Genomic DNA, 15,515 nt, shown 5'->3' on the forward strand with positions numbered 1-15,515 from the left:
TGCACTTACCTTTACAATTTAGCTTTATTTCAATCTGGAAAATCATTTTCTAAATTATCAAGACGATTATTTGGATAATATTTCTCATCTTCTGTTATTATTCTTACTGATTCAAAATCAAATCAATTAAATGGTTTTTCATAAAGTACAATTTCTATACGTTCTTTTCTAGAACTATCTGTATATACTTTTTCAATTTTTGAAAAATTATCTCAAATTGTTTTACCTACTTGTTGTATTTCTTTTCATGTTCATGGAAAAATTGCAGTAATTGAAATATCATTAGAATTATATCGTTGCATCATATCCTCTTTAAATTTTTCGCCAAGTTCTCATGCAGGATTATCTTTTCAATAATGATAATCAGCTATTATTCCTTCAAAAGTTTTTGGTGTAAATGAACAAGTTACTTTACCTCAACTACCCCTTATTTCGTTTTTACCATTTAATGTTCTTTTTAATCGATTTCTGTGTTTTTCATGACGATGTTTATTCATATTTATTTTGCTATTTGTTGTTGGGTTGTTAATAATAAAATCTGTTTGATTATTACTTGCAAAATTTAATTGTTGATTTACTAAATCTAAACTAGTCGTATTTTTTCTAACTCAATTTTTAATATTTGAATTATCAATTGACTTACCATTAATACCTTGTATTTTATTATTTAAAAGTGGAGCAGTTAATACTCACAATTTAAATCAATAACTTGGACTAAAATATTTCATAATTTTGTTCTCCTTTGAAAGTAAATATAAAAATATTTACTTTCAAAACAAAGCAACTTTTATTTGTTAAATTTTACTTCTTTTTTATTTTTTTTGATAAATATTTTTGGGAAATTTTCACTCGATATTGACAGAAAAAGAAATAATAAAAGGTTATATAAGAGATTGAAGTTATATTTCAACTTTAATTGAACATGAATTAAAGTTAGATGAATTAAACAAAAATATTCAAGGAATCAAAGCAGATTTTGAAACTTTAAAAAAACAAGTTAATGAACTTGACAACAGACTTCTAAATCTAGAAAATAAATCAAATTTAAATTGTGAAAACACATTAACTATTGTTAATGGTGCTTTAAATACTATTCCCATAATTGGTAATGTTGTTGGTGGTATTACAACAATGGCTTCTGGTGCTTGTGCTATTGGTGGTGTATAATTTTATTTTTTATATCTTTAAAATCAATTTTAAGCCATCAAATTTGCTGCTCGACAAACGATTTAAAATTTTATATAGTTAAGTATTCACAAAAATAATCTTTTATAAAAAGAATTTTATCTAATTTTAATTTGGTATTATTAGTATCCATATCTTCAAGGATGGTTTTTATTTGGTATATAAACCTTTTTAGTTTTTATCAAATCCTCTTTGATAATTGGTTTTGGTGCTATTTCTTTTAATTCATATATTTGATGATTATAACTAAGATATAACTCATTAATAAACGATTTAAGTACAATTACATCAGTTCTAGGTTGTATGTATTGAACTTTGCTATTTTTATAAGGAAAATACTTTTTACCATAATATGTTATAGTTGAACCACTATCCGTTTTTCTTTTAGAAAATCTTGAAAGATAAATATTTATTTCTTCTTGGTTTGGAGCTTTAATCATAGCAGATTTATTATTATCAATAGGTAAGGCAAATTGCTTATTAAAAATACTTATATATATTTTAAGAAATTGATTAGCTTCTTCTAAATTTTTAATTTTATTAAGTCTAAGTTCACTAATTAAGCGACTTTGAAGTGTTCCAAATAAGCGTTCGATTCTACCCTTAGCTTGTGGAATGGAAGTTCTAATAATTTCAACACCTAAATCATTACAAGACTTTTGGAATTGAGTATAAGTATCATTTTCCGTGTTTATTTTGCCAGCATCGATTTGTTTTTTTATATCCAAAAACTGTTCTATTATCAGTATAAAATGTTTTTGGTATGCCATATTTAGTTAAAATTTGATAAAAAACATTATAATAACCATCTAATGTTTCTTGATGATCAAATCATAGTCCGACAATATTGCCTGTAGCATCATCAATTGCAGCATGTAAAAAAGCTTTTGGTTTATCCTTACCAAATCAATGATGATTACTTGCATCCATTTGAATTAATTCACCAAAATTTGTTCTTCGGTTTCTTGTAGGATGCAAGTTATTTTTCTTATTTTTATGTCTTTTTGGTGAAGTAATTTTTTCTTTAATTAATATAGTATAAAGTGTACTATATGAAATTTTAATTTTTTCTTCATTGTTTAATTTCTCATGGAAATGTTGAAAATTAAAATTATAATATTTGGTTTTATATAAATTTATAATCTTAATTTTGATTTCAAAATTTGTTGTTTTATTAGAAATTTTATTTCGGGATTTATGAATAAAACCAACTTTACCTTCTCTATTGAAAATTTGAATTAATTGGTTAATTCTTCTAATAGTTAGGTTAAGTTTATTCTTAGCTTGATGTTTAGATAATTTATTAATAATAATGTCATTTATAATATTAAACTTATATTTTTCTTTCATAGTCATGCTTCTTTCCATATTTATCACCAAGTATATTTAACTTTACTTTTGGGAAATTTTCACTCGATAACTAATAGGAAATTATCACTAAATAATGACATTATTATTTCTTTTTCTTGTCTTTTTCAATTATATAATGCTTGAGGATTAAATGTTTTAGAATTATTGATTGCTTGTGGTAAAGTAGAATTTCATTCATTTATATGTGCAAATCATTGTTTAACTTTTGAATCATTTGCTATAATATTTGAAATTTCATTAAATTTATCTTGTGTTACATAGGTAAAAGTTGGTTTTGTCAAACCATAAGAATAGGGACTAAAAGTACCAACAATTATTTTTTTTCAAAATAGCCAATAAAGTGTGAGTAATTAGATTTATCCAATAAATAAACTTCTGATAATTTAAAATTATGATATTTTTTCTTTATGGCACTTTTAATTTCGTTATCAACGTTATGATTAATTTTTCCTAAATTAATTTTTATATCTTTATTTCAATCTGGAAAATCATTTTCTAAATTATCAAGACGATTATTTGGATAATATTTCTCATTTGCTTGGTCAAAGTTTTCAAAAAATAAATTACCATATTTTTCTATTAATTTTGCGGTTTTTTCAGCACCAATTTCTGTTTTTGAAACTCTTATTTTACATACAGCTCTTTTATTAATTAATTTTCCATTTTTCTTTTTACCAGTACACATTACTATTAATCTCATCGAACATTTTTTACAATTTTTAGTATTGTGTTTTTCATTAAACTTAAATTTTCGATGACCATCATCAATATTTACATATAAATTTTGATTTGGTTGTAATGGTATTTTGGGAATATTTGCTTTTGGTAATTCAAATTTTTGATATGTTCTACAAACTGTACTATTACTTATTAAATCTTCAATAAAAGTATCACAAACATCACGATACTTTTTACCATCAGCAAAATATTTTAAAATTTGTTTAATAACGTTAGGTGCAAGTTTACTATATTTTTTAACACCAAGATAATTATCTAATAATGATACGTACTCCATTTTTTGTGTTTTTGTGTTATAATGTGTACAAATACGTCGTTTATAAGTTAATAAACCTTTTTTTGCTTTTAATTTTCGTTGTCTAAATCTATATGATTTATATTCAGATTTATCACATATACTTCATAAATAATCATCTATTTTTGCAAATAATTCTTCTGTTTGTTTTAAACTTAATTCATCTTGATTAAAATCATGTTTGTCTCAATCAAAATGATTTGCGAATGGTAATATAAACATTTTTAATGTTCCTTTCTAATTTTTGTTTGTTAATAATTTAAGTTTAATTTTTTTTAAAAAATAAGGAGTAAATATGGCTTTTATTAGTAGTTATGGACAATTAAATAAAAAATATAATCTTAATTTTAGTGATAATAATTATGGTTTTAGTTGAGATATTTTTAAAGAATTTGTTGGTGATGAATGAGCAGAATATTTTACTACTAATTGTTTTTATCGTTTTGTTCCAACAGCACGTGGAACAAGAAAAACTTGAAACTGTTTAGCATTTGATTTATTTATATGTTGTAATTTTAGAGATAGTAGTGTTCAAGAAGTAAGAAGATATGAAAATACTCATAGTGAAACTACAATTGGTGCTTTAATGAATGTTTGTCAAGTTTTATTAGATACATATAATATTAATTTATTACCTAATAATCCACATGGCATTAAATGAAAAATTACTAAGGATGGGGGATGTATTATCTTTCCAAGTAATCAACAAATTGACTTTATTGGTTATGCTAATGGTAATAAGATTTTTGGAAAAGAAGCAGGTGGGTCAAGTTTTTTAGGTTCAAGAACAGATGAAATTATTATGGCAGAAGAAAAAGAAATATTAACTGAAAAACAATTAACATATCGATATGAACGTTTACAAAACTCTATGTTTAGAAGTAATCGTATTAAAGTATCAAATAAACCTATTAAAGAGTGAAGTTGAACATTTATTGATAAAAATATATATAGTTCTACCTTTGGACAAAAGATTACTCGTTATTTTTATAAAAGTTTTTTCATTACTTTTACATGTAATCCTTATGATAAATATCATCCATTTTATTTAAAATACTGTACACCATTTTTACCATTAAATGATGAAGTCATGAAAAATCTTAAAAAAGTTGGTAAAGTTTATTATGAAAATAAAGATATGTTTAGTGGTTTAGGTTTATTTGTTTTAAGATTTACTATTCAACCATTTTGAAATAAATTACCTGACATTCAACAAAGAACATTATTAGAAATGGAAAAAAGTAATCCAGATGAATATAATACTGTTTATTATGGTTTTGAATTTTTAGATAGCGATGCAACAATTTTCCCATTTCAAAAAACAGTAAAATATTGACAATCATATGATTTAAAACAATTTTATAATCAAGAAAAAGAAATGTATAAATTTGATTTTTATAGTGTTGGTATTGATTGAGCTACGGGACCAAAAGACCATACTGTATTTATGGTAGTTGGTTTTAAAGAATATAATAATACTGGTTATTATGATGCTTATATTATTTGTGAATTAGTAGTTACTCCAAATGATTTTATAAATGAAAATGAAAAAATTAATGCTTATGTTAATGAAATTTTAGGATTAATGGATAATTTTGAAAATTTTGAACAAGCAATTTATTTTTATGATGATAAAGCAAGAACAGCAATGGATTGATTAAATCAAAAATTAATTGATGAACACAATACTATTTTAATAACACAAACCGCTATTAAACATGCTTCAAATTTAAATCAAGAAGCCGGATTAACTAATAGAGTAGTTTGAATGAGAAATATTATGAGTTATGGAAACTTTTATGCAAATAAAGATGATTTACCAAAAACAACTCAATGTTTAGAAGAATTACGTTATGACCAAACCAAAACTAACATTCCTGACAAAAATATGTATCAAGACCCTTATGATGCATTATTTTATGCATTATATCCATATAAAAATGTAATTAGGGGTAAAAATAATGCTACTGTAAAAAAAAGTATCTTCACATTTGCAATATAATAAATAAGCGCAATACAATTAATAGTATAGGTATCAAAAAATAAACACCTTTAATTTAGGCGTTATTTTGCTTTTAAAAGCATACTTGTAAAAATAATCAAAAATAGTACAATTTAAAAGTAAAATCAAGGAAAAAAGGAGATATTTATTATGAAAACATGAATAAAAACAAATTTTCAAAAAATATCATTATCATTTGCTGTAATAACTGGTGTTACCGGTTTAATCTTAGGAATAGTTTCATATAATAAAAATAATCAATTAACATATTTTTATGATTACGACCATGAAGCACACTGGGGGGGGGCAACTATTTGAGCAAGACCAGTAAGTAATAAACATAAAATTACTCTTTACTGAGCATCAAATAAATTAACTGATGATGCAGTAAAATGAGATGGTATTTATCCAGATGGATATTTTGATAATTAAATTTCTAAATTTATATAAGAAATATTTTCATTATATTTATCAAATAAATTAATATTATTTAAATTTATTTCTTGTTTATTTGTTACTAAAATTAAATCATAATTACCAGCACCAAATAGTCCGCTAACTTCAATTCGATTTAAGTTATTAATTGGATTTTCAATTTGTAAAACTTCTTTATAAAATTCTAATTTAGAAAATAATTGTGATTTATTTGAACCATATAAATTTAAAGCATTTTCGGTTTTATTTTTATTAATAATTAATCTTGTAAAATATTTTCCATATTCACCATTACCTAATGTTCAATCTGCCGGAATTAATGATGGTATATTATTGCTTTCTAATTCATTAGTTATGGATAGTCAGTTAAATTGATTATCATCTAATTTCAATAATTCATTTTGACTAATGTCATTGTTTTTTAGTTTAATGTTATTGATATCTGTAAAATCAAAATATGCAGATTTTAATACTACTTTTATATCTTTAAATTCTCAAATCTTATCAGGTGTAGAATGTATAGGATTTGATTTTAATTCAAAATAATAAGGTAATAATAATTTATAGTCATCATTTAAACCGTTATTAATAGACATGGTTGAATAAATATTTTTTGATAGCATTATAACTATTTGTTTTAATATTTTAACTTGTGGTAAATTTGTATAGTTAGGATAATCTAATTCTCATTGTTTAAATAAATTAGTAATAACTTCATTTGGTTTTTGTCCTTCAAACTTAGCACGAATTTTATCTAAATCATTCATTTCTTTTAAAACATTACTTAATGATGCACCATCAAAGTTTCTATTATAAGTATATGTATAAGTTAACATATCTAATAATACTTTTTGTAAACTATCAATTGGTGGTCTATCTTTTATTTCTAGTTCAACATCATGAAATTTATTTGTTGTAGAAATAAATAAATTATAGTCACTTACTAAAAATCATGACTCTAATTTTTTATCTTTTAATTCTAGTTCATCAGATAATGGTCATACTTTTGAATTTTTAGAAACATCATAACCAATTTTAGCATTAGTTACTCTTGCATTATTAATAATTTCTTTTCTTGTTTCTCTACCACCACCAATAGCAATTAAATCTAAAACTGATTTTTCTTGTCCTATAAATTGTTTTGCTAAATTTCAAGGTAATATTTGTTCACTAAATCATTGTTGTAATATTCTAACTTTTGGTTGAGTTTCAATAGGCATTGATAATAGCGGAAATGCTATCTTATCTTTGACAAATAACTTTGGGTATACCTCCATATTGTCGACTTCACCAAGTACCTTTATATTGCCAAAAATCATGCTTCTAGGTGCTTTAATTTTTAAACCAATAACTTTGGTGTCTTTATCTAGTGGTTTTTGTAATTTAATAATAATTGGATAACCATCTCTTGTTTTAAAGTCTTTAATTTTAATAATAGTAATACTTTTAGTACTTCTAGTTTTTGGATTTTGATAAGGTTCTGAATAATTATTAATAGCTAAATTGTAAAGGTAAGTGCAACTAAATTATTTTTCTATCCAAATATTCGATTGGTGAAAGATAATTTAGTATTTTTCTCGGTTTTTGATTTAAAGACAATATAAATTTATGAACTTCATTTTTATTAGTTTTTGAAAAAATAAATTTTTTAGGAAATTTTTCTCTAATTAAACCATTAGTATTTTCATTAGTACCTCTTTGTCAAGGTGAATATGGATTGGCAAAATAAATTTTTACATCTAAATTTTTTTCAAGTTGTTGTCAATTTGAAAATTCTTTGCCACGATCAAAAGTAATAGTTTTAACAATGTTTTTAGGAAGAATTGATAAATAATAACTGACATTTTTATTAATAACTTTAGTAGTTCTGTTTTTAACTAATATTGCTAAAGTAAATCGTGATACTCTTTCAACTAAAGTTATTAAACATGATTTGCTTTTACCTCGTGATGATACTATAGTATCTCCTTCTCAATGACCAAGTGTTATACGATCATTAACATTTATATCTCGTTCTTTAATTGATTTACCATTAAACTTGCCACGATTTTCTTTAGATTTTCGTTTTTTACCTTTTCTTCTTAAATTTTTACTAGTAACTTTATCAAGCATTCCAAAATAAATTCAAGTATAAATTGTTTTAAAACTAATAACTCATTCTTTATGAAAATTTTTAATTCTGCCATAAATTTGTTCAGGTGATCAACCTAATAGTAATTTTTGTTGTACATATTTTACTAAATTCTTATTTTTAAACTTATGAAAACTAATATGTGATTGTTTTCGATTTTCAGCTTTATTTTGTGCAATTAATGAAAAATAATGATTATTATCTTTATTTCTATTAATTTCTCGAATAATAGTACTAATACTTCGATTAAGATTTTTAGCTATTTCACTAATTTTAAATTTAAATTTCAATTGATTCTCAATATAAATTCTTTCATCTATGCCAAGATGTTTATAACTCATATAAAAACTCCTTACTTTTTTCTAAACTAAATTTAGCATTATGAAATTTTTATATGAGAATTTTTTGCAATTTTATTTACTTGCACTTACAAGTATAACTCAGCAATAATATATAAATTATCAATATTATTTTCAGTTAATGGTTCATTTATACTAACTGCATATAACTTAAATTGATTTAATAAATTTATTTCTTGAAAAATTAAATTTTTAATATCAGTCATACTATATTCAATTGTATTGTCATTAATATTAGTACTTGCTCTTTGATTTAATTGCATAGTAAAATCAGATGTTTCAACAGCAGTAGTTTTTAATACTTTATCAATATCAATAAAACCAATTTTAATAGTATTTGCTGAAAATCTTAAACTATTATTTTCATTATTTTTAAATAAACGTTCAATTTCATAAATATAAATTTTTCTTTTTTTAAATTCATCGTATGCTCTATTAATATCAGGGTCACTAGTAGCACTCATCATATTAGTAAAATCATAAGGAATATTATCAATTAAATAATCATTTTCTATTTCTGCTTGATTAAGTTTAGTTTGTTTCTGTGGAAACTTCGTTTGTGGTTTGTTGTTGTTTTCCATTGTTTTCTCCTATTAATTGGTTATTTTCTGGATTAAATAATTTTAATTTAACTGTTAAGTTATTAATTTCTTGTTCATAATTAATATTAAATGTTTTACTATTTAATAAATCTTTATCTAAACGTACTAATATTTGAATAAATTTAAGAATATCAATATTAAATTGTCATAATTTTTGTTCAATATAATTAATAGTTGAAATATTTACCGCTGTACTTTCGGGAACCGATTGTTGTGCTGATTTCTTTTGACTTGGTATATGAATACCACAACGTTTAAATATTTCATTAATATTTCAATCATATATATCAGTTAAATTTTTACCTTTAAAATTACTACTTGTCATATTAATATTTTCACTTTTTTCATTATTATCACCAGTAGTTTTTCAAATATAGTTGTTAGTAACTAATGTTCTTACGGCTTCATCCATTGTAGATTTAGCATTACCATAAGTTTGGTCAAAAATAAACTTTGGTGAATTTAAAATAGTATCTAAAACAATTTGTTCATAAATAACATCTAATGCTTTAATTTTATCCATTACTTTATTACAATCTGCTAACTCATTTGCTTTATTTCTCATAATTGCTATTGGAATATAATTAATATTTAATGTTTGTTCTTGTTCTAAATTAGGATTATTACTATATTCTTTAAAAGGTAAAGGAAATTGTTTTTTATTATCACTAATACTATAAATTGCACGATTAATAGTTACTTGTTCATTATTTAATTTATAAACTTCAAATAATCTTACTGTTTGTGCATTTTGTTGATAACTATCATAAAAAATAGTACATTGAATTAATTTACCAGTAATATCATAAATTCTTTGCTGTATATCTACTACTTGAAAATATAAATCATCATTAGCAATATAAATTAAATAACCACTAATTCCTAATTTGCTTAATTTAAAAATAGAATTTCAATTCTTTCTATAAAATTCTTGTTTAATTAAATATTGTTTAATAGTTTCATTATTAATATCCAATGGAGCATTATATAAATTAGCATTATTTTCAGCAACAAAATCAGTAAAATAAGTCTCATGATTAAAATCATTAAAACCAAAATAACTTAAAATAGAAGTGTGTGTACTTTTATTTTCTAAAAAAATTAATTTAGATTTTTCTTCATTATTATTAATATTTGTTTTATCTTTTCTTGGTCAAAAAGGTTTCATTTTTTTCTCCTTTCTAAAATATTTGATTAATTTTTAAGACAATTTTTACTATAATAAATATAATTAAACCAGCAACAGCAGAAGATAATAAAACTCCAATTAAACTTAAAATAATTTTTATAATTTTTCAAATCATAATTTTATTCCTGTAATTCTTCTAATTTTCATGTATTACCTTTATCGCTACCTTTTAAAGAATAAATAGTAATAAATTTTGAGTGTTGTACTGATAAAACTAAGACATTAGTATTATTGTTAAAAACTTCTATTGGTACACCTGCTATTTTTGTATTAGTTATAATAAATTCTTTAATTGCAAAAACATTATTATATATATTTCAAGAATAATAAACTTTATATCTTTTATTAACTATAAAATCATAAGTAATTTGTCAATTATCTCATTTATTTTTTTCTCTTATTCCTACTTCTTTTCAAATTGAACTACTTGGAGGAATTGGAATTGGTTGTGGTTGTTTTTTGATAATTTCATTAATAGCACCAGCAACAGTTTTATCAGTAGTTTCTAAATTAGGAATTTCAGTACCAATAGTATTTATAGAAAAAGCATATTTGAATTGATCTTTATCCATTTTATTGTCTAATTTTTTATCTACTTCTTCTTTTTTATAATAATCAGTTAAATCAGTTTTCCCGCAAGTAGCACTAATTTTATTATTTTCATCAATTTTAATATTTTCACCAGCAATTAACTTATCTTGTTTTTTATCTAATAATTGATTTGTTTCTAGTTTTGTATAATAATCATGTTCAGTATTTTCTTCTGCTATAAATTCAGTTGGTGTATCTATTCCTTGATATTGATATATTTCTTCTATATCACCAATTAAATTAATTTTTCCAAGTTCAGGATAAGAATTACCACCACCACTAAATTGTTTCTTTTTATTGTTATAGTAAATAGTTCCAATATTTAAAATATTTTTATTTTGTATTTGTTCTCCATAAGTCATGGAATCAACATTTAACAATTCAAATTCGTTAAAAACATTATTTAAATAAATTTTAATTACTTTATAAAATTTCATAAAGTTATTTTCTGTTGAATATTGATAACTGATTTTAATAAAATATCATTTAAATATTTCTATATTATTATTTTCAACTTTTTTTCATAAGGGACTAGTTTCAATATTAAATCAATTATTTTTAACATCATTAATATTTTCGTTTGTTTTAATTAATTCACTATTTAATTTGGTAATTTCATTTTCATTTGTAGTAATTCGTTTTTGTTGTTTAGCAGAAAAATCACAAGTTGGTGCATGTGTATAATCACCAATTTGTGGATTGTTTTGTAAAACATCAGGTGGTAATGTTCCAATTTCATTAGGTCAATCTAAAATCATAGTTTCAGTTTTTGAGTCATATTCTGTTGCAACATAACCTTTATTTATTAAATTTGTAACTGGTCCCCTATATGTTTCATTTTTATTACCATTAATGGTATCATCATATAATTTTATTTGCTTTGATAATGTAAATTCTTTTTGTTCTTGAATTAATTCATTAACTTGGTTTCTAGTATAAAATGCTTTTAAGTCAATTTTTTCAACATCTATTTCATCATTATTATAATTTGAAAATATTTGTTTTAATTCTGTTAATCTTGCTCATATTTTCATTCTACTAGGTGCTAAATCTCAAATATTAATCGTAGGAGTACTACTTGCACTAAATTGATTACCATTATTAAATTGAATAGTAGCATCAACATTAAATTCAATTGGTGTACGATTAAATACTCAATGTTCAACCATAACATAAACCATATCTCTTAAAGTTTCTTTAATTAATTCATCTTTAAAACTATCAAAAGGAAATTTAGATAAAATAAAATCAAGATAAGCATTAATATCATTTTGAGCACGAATAGCAAATGTTTTAAATCAATCATCAACATTTGGTCATGTATTTATATATTGTCGTGGTGTTTCTGTAATTGTTCCAGTTAATGGATATCAGTTATTATAATTTTCTAAACTGACACCAGTTCAAAGTTTATTAATCATATTTTATCATTCCTTAAAAAATGCTTTTTTATAACGTTTGGTTTTTGATTTAGTTTTTCTATGTGATATATGTATAATTTCTTTTTGTAATTTTTTCTTTCCTTTTTTTACAACTTGATTATATGCAAATTTTTCTAAATGTCTTAACAATCCAGTACCAAATACAGTATTAACTGAGAATTTTAAACCCACCCTTTTAAATGATTTATTGACATTATCAATAGGATTATTAATAACATTAACTACTTTATGATAAGTTCTAATTGTCCTTAATATTTGCCTATAAATTTTAAAACTATATTTAATCATTTGTTGTACAACTGGTGGAGCAAAAGCAATACTTTTTAATCATTTATTTTGACTAACTCCATATCCAATATATCAACCGCTATATCATCTATATCAATGAAATGGATGTATTTGAATAACAAAAGTTTCTGCTTTGATAATACTATCAATAACTACAATTGGTTTATATTTAGGATTACGATGATAAATAGTAATTCCACATTTATCTAATGATAAAGGTTGAATTTTACAAGCCATAAATACTGGTGAATTTAATGGAATTAATTGTGCATGTTTAATTGCTTTCTTTTCAGCACTTGTAAATACATCAATTGTTTTTTCTTTTAATTTATTAATTTTTTCAAATGCTTGTTTTTCTAATTTTTCGAATTTCTCTTGTAATTTATAAATATTTATTCTTATTTTTTCAAAATATGAAGTATCTTTTCAAAATTTATTTAAACCTTTTTTAAAATAAAATTTAATATCAAAATATTTAAAAGTTTGATTTGCTTTTAATACTAATTTATGAATTGAACTATTTTTAAAATTGCTGAGTTATACTTGTAAGTGCAAGTAAATAAAATTGCAAAAAATTCTCATATAAAAATTTCATAATGCTAAATTTAGTTTAGAAAAAAGTAAGGAGTTTTTATATGAGTTATAAACATCTTGGCATAGATGAAAGAATTTATATTGAGAATCAATTGAAATTTAAATTTAAAATTAGTGAAATAGCTAAAAATCTTAATCGAAGTATTAGTACTATTATTCGAGAAATTAATAGAAATAAAGATAATAATCATTATTTTTCATTAATTGCACAAAATAAAGCTGAAAATCGAAAACAATCACATATTAGTTTTCATAAGTTTAAAAATAAGAATTTAGTAAAATATGTACAACAAAAATTACTATTAGGTTGATCACCTGAACAAATTTATGGCAGAATTAAAAATTTTCATAAAGAATGAGTTATTAGTTTTAAAACAATTTATACTTGAATTTATTTTGGAATGCTTGATAAAGTTACTAGTAAAAATTTAAGAAGAAAAGGTAAAAAACGAAAATCTAAAGAAAATCGTGGCAAGTTTAATGGTAAATCAATTAAAGAACGAGATATAAATGTTAATGATCGTATAACACTTGGTCATTGAGAAGGAGATACTATAGTATCATCACGAGGTAAAAGCAAATCATGTTTAATAACTTTAGTTGAAAGAGTATCACGATTTACTTTAGCAATATTAGTTAAAAACAGAACTACTAAAGTTATTAATAAAAATGTCAGTTATTATTTATCAATTCTTCCTAAAAACATTGTTAAAACTATTACTTTTGATCGTGGCAAAGAATTTTCAAATTGACAACAACTTGAAAAAAATTTAGATGTAAAAATTTATTTTGCCAATCCATATTCACCTTGACAAAGAGGTACTAATGAAAATACTAATGGTTTAATTAGAGAAAAATTTCCTAAAAAATTTATTTTTTCAAAAACTAATAAAAATGAAGTTCATAAATTTATATTGTCTTTAAATCAAAAACCGAGAAAAATACTAAATTATCTTTCACCAATCGAATATTTGGATAGAAAAATAATTTAGTTGCACTTACCTTTACAATTTAGCAATTAAATTTAATTGCATTAGCACGAATTTTTTGTAAATCTAAAATTAAAGATTTTCCATATCTATTTTCTGCATGTATTGTATGAACTAAATTTAATCAGTCATGTTGGTTCATTTTTAATACTTCTTTTAAATCAGTATTATATTTTTGTAAAAAATTGTTTGCTTTATCAATATCTTTAATTTTAAATTTAGGAGTTAACTGTGGACTTAACTTTATTAATTCATTTTGTAATAATAAATAATTTTTTAATTCTTGTACTTCTAATTTTGCAAAATTATTTTTATATTGTCTTTCAGCAACATAACCTAAATTTTGTATTATTGTTTCGGATTTGGAGCATGGTTATAATTAAATAAATAACGTTTATTTCCAATAATTTTATCTGTTAAAAATTGTTTTTCACTTACTTGACTAATGATTTCTTGTAAATTTTTTGCTTTTTTAATACCAATTTGTTCTAATGTTTTAGTTTTTTCTGCTAAACTAATAAATTTAGTTGTACGATAACCACGACTAATTCTATTAAGTCCAGCAAATGCAGGTAATATATTAAAAAAAGTATTTAATGGTGTAACATTTCCTTTTAAATAATCATAAACTTGATTAATAGTAAAATCAGTTAAAAACTCTACACCAACAGCACTAATACTAGCAAGTAAATCACTTGCACCTAAACCAAGTGCTAAACTTTCACTTAATCCACCAGTAAAAGGAGCAAGTGCTACTGCTATAACTTGTACACCAATCATTTCTAAAATTTCTCATCAAAAACTTTTATTTTCTTGTTGGTTACTTGTTCTAGTATGTTTTGGTTTATTTATGTTTAAAAGTATTGCTGTACTAGTTGTACCAATTGGCATGATATTAATTTCCTTTATTTAAGAGTTATTTTAATTGGATTTGTTGAACCTTGATAATTTTTATCAGTGTCATTAGTAGTGATTACTACATATAAATCTCCTGCTTTTTGGTTTTGATTACTTACATCAACTTGACCTTGGGCATCACTAAAATAATTAATAATTGGAGTTGTTAAATTTGGATTTAAATTATTTAGTTCAGTTGTATTTTTAATTGTTGTATCTAATAATTTATTCTTTTTAGTAGTATCAGCAGTAATATTAGTTGTTAATGTTGTAATTTCTTCACTTAAATATTTTTTATTAACAATACCACATAACATTCATCTTGATTCTGTTTCTGAGTTTGACATATAAGGAATAGATTCTCCTGTTACTTGTACACCAACTAAATATCTTTTTGGAACTTTACC

16 protein-coding genes and 1 pseudogene are annotated in these 15,515 nt (G+C 22.9%); 4 read left to right on the forward strand and 13 right to left on the reverse strand.

Annotation, left to right across the window (positions count from 1 at the left end):
• Positions 1-11: 11 nt before the first annotated feature.
• Complete coding sequence (locus AACL03_RS06050; RefSeq protein WP_339038935.1) at positions 12-728, reverse strand: hypothetical protein; 717 nt, start codon at positions 726-728, stop codon at positions 12-14.
• A 127-nt stretch (positions 729-855) separates the two neighbouring features.
• Between AACL03_RS06050 and AACL03_RS06055 the strand changes: the two genes are divergently transcribed.
• Entirely contained in the window at positions 856-1,167 is a 312-nt protein-coding gene (locus tag AACL03_RS06055; protein ID WP_339039837.1) for a hypothetical protein, read from the forward strand.
• 140 nt (positions 1,168-1,307) lie between these two features.
• Here the strand turns inward: AACL03_RS06055 and AACL03_RS10015 are convergent.
• The 3 genes and pseudogenes from AACL03_RS10015 to AACL03_RS06075 all read right to left on the reverse strand — a co-directional run bounded on the left by AACL03_RS10015 (position 1,308) and on the right by AACL03_RS06075 (position 3,811).
• A pseudogene (locus AACL03_RS10015) lies at positions 1,308-2,553 on the reverse strand (ISNCY family transposase).
• A 2-nt stretch (positions 2,554-2,555) separates the two neighbouring features.
• Positions 2,556-2,837, reverse strand: coding sequence for a hypothetical protein (locus tag AACL03_RS06070; protein ID WP_339039838.1), 282 nt, complete (start codon positions 2,835-2,837; stop codon positions 2,556-2,558).
• A 32-nt stretch (positions 2,838-2,869) separates the two neighbouring features.
• Positions 2,870-3,811, reverse strand: coding sequence for a hypothetical protein (locus AACL03_RS06075; protein ID WP_339039839.1), 942 nt, complete (start codon positions 3,809-3,811; stop codon positions 2,870-2,872).
• A gap of 73 nt (positions 3,812-3,884) precedes the next feature.
• On the opposite strand from AACL03_RS06075, the gene AACL03_RS06080 reads away from it, so the two are divergent.
• The gene (locus tag AACL03_RS06080; protein ID WP_339039840.1) at positions 3,885-5,591 is read left to right on the forward strand and encodes a hypothetical protein; all 1,707 of its coding nucleotides are present in this window, start codon (positions 3,885-3,887) and stop codon (positions 5,589-5,591) included.
• 150 nt (positions 5,592-5,741) lie between these two features.
• Positions 5,742-6,023: a hypothetical protein gene (locus AACL03_RS06085; protein ID WP_339039841.1), complete on the forward strand. Its 282-nt coding sequence runs from the start codon at positions 5,742-5,744 to the stop codon at positions 6,021-6,023.
• On the opposite strand, the gene AACL03_RS06090 is transcribed toward AACL03_RS06085, so the two are convergent.
• The 7 genes from AACL03_RS06090 to AACL03_RS06120 all read right to left on the reverse strand — a co-directional run bounded on the left by AACL03_RS06090 (position 6,020) and on the right by AACL03_RS06120 (position 12,865).
• A complete protein-coding gene (locus AACL03_RS06090) occupies positions 6,020-7,345 on the reverse strand; it encodes a hypothetical protein (RefSeq protein WP_339039842.1) in 1,326 nt (441 codons plus the stop codon). The two genes, AACL03_RS06085 and AACL03_RS06090, sit on opposite strands and share 4 nt — an antisense overlap.
• A gap of 202 nt (positions 7,346-7,547) precedes the next feature.
• Positions 7,548-8,498, reverse strand: coding sequence for an IS30 family transposase (locus AACL03_RS06095; protein WP_339038665.1), 951 nt, complete (start codon positions 8,496-8,498; stop codon positions 7,548-7,550).
• Positions 8,499-8,584: 86 nt separating this feature from the next.
• Positions 8,585-9,097 (reverse strand): hypothetical protein, encoded by a 513-nt coding sequence (locus AACL03_RS06100; RefSeq protein WP_339039843.1) that lies wholly within the window; start codon positions 9,095-9,097, stop codon positions 8,585-8,587.
• Positions 9,048-10,286: a hypothetical protein gene (locus AACL03_RS06105; RefSeq protein ID WP_339039844.1), complete on the reverse strand. Its 1,239-nt coding sequence runs from the start codon at positions 10,284-10,286 to the stop codon at positions 9,048-9,050. The genes AACL03_RS06100 and AACL03_RS06105 overlap by 50 nt, the downstream gene beginning before the upstream one ends.
• A 13-nt stretch (positions 10,287-10,299) precedes the next feature.
• A complete protein-coding gene (locus AACL03_RS06110; RefSeq protein ID WP_338957828.1) occupies positions 10,300-10,422 on the reverse strand; it encodes a hypothetical protein in 123 nt (40 codons plus the stop codon).
• A 4-nt stretch (positions 10,423-10,426) separates the two neighbouring features.
• On the reverse strand, positions 10,427-12,319 hold the full coding sequence (locus AACL03_RS06115) for a hypothetical protein (RefSeq protein ID WP_338957824.1): 1,893 nt from the start codon (positions 12,317-12,319) through the stop codon (positions 10,427-10,429).
• Positions 12,320-12,322: 3 nt separating this feature from the next.
• The gene (locus AACL03_RS06120; RefSeq protein ID WP_339039845.1) at positions 12,323-12,865 is read right to left on the reverse strand and encodes a hypothetical protein; all 543 of its coding nucleotides are present in this window, start codon (positions 12,863-12,865) and stop codon (positions 12,323-12,325) included.
• 398 nt (positions 12,866-13,263) lie between these two features.
• Between AACL03_RS06120 and AACL03_RS06125 the strand changes: the two genes are divergently transcribed.
• A complete protein-coding gene (locus tag AACL03_RS06125) occupies positions 13,264-14,214 on the forward strand; it encodes an IS30 family transposase (protein WP_339038665.1) in 951 nt (316 codons plus the stop codon).
• Positions 14,215-14,559: 345 nt separating this feature from the next.
• Here AACL03_RS06125 and AACL03_RS06130 read toward each other — a convergent pair whose 3' ends face one another.
• On the reverse strand, positions 14,560-15,102 hold the full coding sequence (locus tag AACL03_RS06130; RefSeq protein WP_339039846.1) for a hypothetical protein: 543 nt from the start codon (positions 15,100-15,102) through the stop codon (positions 14,560-14,562).
• A 14-nt stretch (positions 15,103-15,116) separates the two neighbouring features.
• Entirely contained in the window at positions 15,117-15,455 is a 339-nt protein-coding gene (locus AACL03_RS06135; protein WP_339039847.1) for a hypothetical protein, read from the reverse strand.
• Positions 15,456-15,515 lie beyond the last annotated feature (60 nt).

This window comes from Spiroplasma endosymbiont of Andrena trimmerana (genome assembly GCF_964019575.1).
Taxonomy (GTDB): Bacteria; Bacillota_I; Bacilli_A; order Mycoplasmatales; family VBWQ01; genus Spiroplasma_E.